Annotated in this window: 3 protein-coding genes and 2 pseudogenes; 3 read left to right on the top strand and 2 right to left on the bottom strand. The window is 62.0% G+C overall.

Annotation, left to right across the window (positions count from 1 at the left end; translation table 11 throughout):
* Positions 1 to 133 precede the first annotated feature (133 nt).
* A complete protein-coding gene (locus WCA53_RS18775; RefSeq protein ID WP_423913931.1) occupies positions 134 to 430 on the top strand; it encodes an acylphosphatase in 297 nt (98 codons plus the stop codon).
* A 23-nt stretch (positions 431 to 453) separates the two neighbouring features.
* Here the strand turns inward: WCA53_RS18775 and egtD are convergent, their stop codons facing one another.
* Together egtD and WCA53_RS18765 are read right to left on the bottom strand one after the other, a co-directional pair.
* A complete protein-coding gene (gene egtD / locus WCA53_RS18770) occupies positions 454 to 1,434 on the bottom strand; it encodes an L-histidine N(alpha)-methyltransferase (RefSeq protein ID WP_423913927.1) in 981 nt (326 codons plus the stop codon).
* 287 nt (positions 1,435 to 1,721) lie between these two features.
* A pseudogene (locus WCA53_RS18765) lies at positions 1,722 to 2,183 on the bottom strand (sensor histidine kinase); the annotation flags it as partial.
* Here WCA53_RS18765 and WCA53_RS18760 point away from each other — a divergent pair.
* Positions 2,102 to 2,548, top strand: a pseudogene (locus WCA53_RS18760) (winged helix-turn-helix domain-containing protein); the annotation flags it as partial. The pseudogenes WCA53_RS18765 and WCA53_RS18760 sit on opposite strands and share 82 nt — an antisense overlap.
* 105 nt (positions 2,549 to 2,653) lie before the next feature.
* Complete coding sequence (locus WCA53_RS18755) at positions 2,654 to 3,013, top strand: hypothetical protein (RefSeq protein WP_423913923.1); 360 nt, start codon at positions 2,654 to 2,656, stop codon at positions 3,011 to 3,013.
* The last annotated feature ends 208 nt before the right edge of the window (positions 3,014 to 3,221 follow it).

Below are 3,221 nucleotides of genomic sequence, written 5' to 3'. Positions count from 1 at the left end.
GACTCAACGCTCTCCCCACACTCTCCGCGAGCAGCACCCCCCAAACCTCGCCCCCACCACATCCGCCAGTCTTGTCTAAAATGCGGCCTGATAACCCCACACCAACCCGCGAAAGCGCCCTCAGGAGAAACCCATGCCGGGTCCGAACCTAGATACTCGAATCGAAACATATTACGTGCACGTGAAAGGCCTCGTGCAGGGGGTCGGCTTCCGTCACGCCACCGTACGCCGCGCCCACGCGCTCGGCGTGCGCGGCTGGGTGGCAAATCTGGAAGATGGGTCGGTCGAAGCGTTGATCCAGGGGCCCGCCAATCAGGTGGACCTGATGCTTGAATGGCTGCGGCGCGGGCCGCCCCACGCACGCGTCACGGATCTGGTCAGCGAAGAACGCTACATGGAAAAACGTTTCGAGCGATTCGAGCAGCACTGAGCCTGGCACTGAGCACTGTGGCCTTAACGCGCGACCAACAGGCTCTCCGCAAATCCCCATTTGTCATCGCGCCATTGCCGGGTAAATGCAAAACCGGCGTCGGCGGCGAGCGGCCCGACTTCATCGGCGGCGTATTTGTGACTGCTTTCGGTCCAGATCGTCTCGCCTTCAGCAAATTCCACGGTCAACCCAGCCCCGCGAATGGTCGCTCTAACCGGTCGCTTGGCGCGCAAATGCATCTCCACACTGCGCGCGTCCGGATTGAAGCGCGCAAGGTGTTCGAAGGCATCGAGCGGGATATCGGCGTCCAGTTCGCGATTGACCCGCGCGAGCAAGTTCAGGTTGAACGCGGCCGTGACGCCGATAGGGTCATCGTAGGCCGCGATCAGCACATCAACCGGCTTGAGCAGGTCCATGCCCAGTAGCAACGCGTCGCCGGGTTTCAACATCGAGCGGATCGACTTGAGAAAGCGCGTGGCGGCAAGCCGCGCGAAGTTGCCGATCGTACTGCCGAGAAACAGCACCAGCAAAACTTCGTGCGGTTTCCTGTTTGCGCTGACCTCGGCCAAGCCGGCCAGATAGTCGCGCTCGTAGCCGACAATCGATATGCGTTCTATGTCGCCGAGTTCTCTTCGGCATAATTGCAACGCCGTTGGCGATATTTCTATCGGACAGTATTCGGTCGGTCGTTTTCTACACAGCGCTTCGAGAATCCAGCGCGTTTTACGGCCGCTGCCACTGCCGAGTTCGGCGACGGTCACCTCGCGCGGCAATTCGGCGACGATATCGGCGGCATGAGCCGTCAGCACGCGCTCCTCTGCCCGCGTCACACCATATTCAGGCAATGCGGTGATGACCTCGAAGAGCGCGGAGCCGACTTCGTCGTACAGGTACATCGAGGGCAATTCTTTTTGCGGCGCGTGCGTAAGACCTTCGTGGACGGCTGCGGCAAAGGCAGAGGAGAAAGCGGGCGATAGGGCGGCTTGCGTCGTGGCTTGAGGCATCGAGCGTCTCCGTGGCACCGCTTCTCTCACGAGCGCGGCTGTTGGTGCGTGACAAGATTGTGTCGTTCGCGGGGTCGCCTGGAACTAACGGGAGACCGCTGAGCGAAGCCTCGAAGAAGCAAGAAGCGCGCACAGCGGACGGCTTGATCGCAGTGAAGCAGTCGCAGCCATATATAGGCCGGAACTGGGCGTTATCGTCGTACTGTTTACCGCGCACGGCATGCAGGCCGCCGCGCGCGGTTTTCTCATAATAGCGGGCAATAACTACGCGCGCTTTTTACACGTGCTCAGGTCGCGAGGACGGGCTCGGGCAAGGCGAAAGAGGGCGGACTGGCGCGCGCGGTATCGTCCGTGGGAATCACGATGCGCACGACAAGCCCGCCATCCGGCGCGTTAGCGATTTCGCAACGGCCACCGAGTTCGCGCGCGAGCCGTCCGACGATTGCCAGCCCGAGTCCGCAATGGCCATCGCCGGCGCGCGCGGGATCAAGACGGACGAAGGGCTTGCGGGCATCGTCCAGACGCTCGGGCGCAATGCCCTCGCCGTAGTCGCGCACGGTGATCACCCACTCGCCCGCTTTCCGTGCGGTGCTGATGTCGACGGGCGGCGCGCCGTGTTCGAGCGCGTTATCGACCAGATTCGTCACCAGGCGGTCGAGCGACGTACGCGAGACGCGAAACGCATCTCCGGCGGCGAGGTCGAGGCAGAACAGCGGAGCGTCGCCGGCGTCGTCCTGCGCGAACTGCTCTTCCCGGTGCGCCTGAAGACCGGCCGCCTTATCGGTTCGGGCCTTACGAGGTGGACTTCGCCGCGCGGGAGTTGCGGCACGACGGCGCCCGTGTGCCGCTCAGGTCGGCCGAATTCGCCATGCTCAAGATTTTCGTGAAGAACGCGATGGTGGTCTTGACGCGCGCGCAGTTGATCGAGAAATTGCGCGGTCAGTCGGGGACGTATCGGGACCGGAGCCTCGATGTATCGATATGGCGGCTGCGGCGTTTGCTAGAAGCTGATCCGTCCGATCCGCGGTACGTGCAGACGGTGTGGGGACAGGGGTACATTTTCGTGCCGCACGGCGAGACGGGTGCCGTAAGGCGGGCGTTGGCCGCGAAGTGAACATGTATCCGCTGAAATTATCGGTTACTAAGTGCTTCAATTATTTCTTGAGCATCGGCATAAGATTCTTTCGATAGTCCCGAGCACGGGATCTGGAGAAGAAAAATGAAACGCATAGCTGCAGTGTTGTTGATGGCCGGAAGTCTTTCGGTGGCCGGTCAGGCATCGGCCCACGGGTACTACGGCGGCGGCAATGATGGTGGCGCGATCGTCGGTGCGTTGCTCGGCGGGGCGGTAATCGGCGCGGTCGTGGCCTCGGTGGCAACCCCGGCTCCGGTCTATGCGCAGCCGGTGTATGCACAACCGGTGTATCAGCCGGTTTATGCCCAGCCTGTCTATGCGCAACAGCCGGTCTATGCGCAGCCTGCGCCGCCGCCGGGATATTGCTTCGATAGCTACAGAGGCGCGTATGTTGCGTGTGGCCCGCAGCCGCAAACGCCGCAATATCCGCGGCAAGGATGGTAGGGGGTCGTGCCGTTCCGTTCCTTTAGGGTGAGGCGGTGTTACATGCGGAGGGGTGCTGCTCGCGGGGAGTGTGGGGCTAGGGCGGGGTGCTGCGCGCGGCGAGTGTGAGGCTAGGATAGAGTCCTTCTGCTCGCGTGGTCGTTCTGCATAAGTAGTATTTTCTTGCTTATTTCTGTTAGCCCCTATCCGGGGCGGGACTTCATTTCTT

It is taken from the genome of Caballeronia sp. (genome assembly GCF_049581465.1).
Taxonomy (GTDB): domain Bacteria; phylum Pseudomonadota; class Gammaproteobacteria; order Burkholderiales; family Burkholderiaceae; genus Caballeronia.
This window is presented reverse-complemented; position numbering and strand designations above follow the sequence as displayed.

What these genes read in the sequence shown, in the direction of transcription:
- WCA53_RS18775 (WP_423913931.1), top strand. Translation starts at nt 134, where the DNA reads ATGCCGGGTCCGAACCTAGATACTCGAATCGAAACATATTACGTGCAC.
- egtD (WP_423913927.1), bottom strand. Translation starts at nt 1,434, where the DNA reads ATGCCTCAAGCCACGACGCAAGCCGCCCTATCGCCCGCTTTCTCCTCT.
- WCA53_RS18755 (WP_423913923.1), top strand. Translation starts at nt 2,654, where the DNA reads ATGAAACGCATAGCTGCAGTGTTGTTGATGGCCGGAAGTCTTTCGGTG.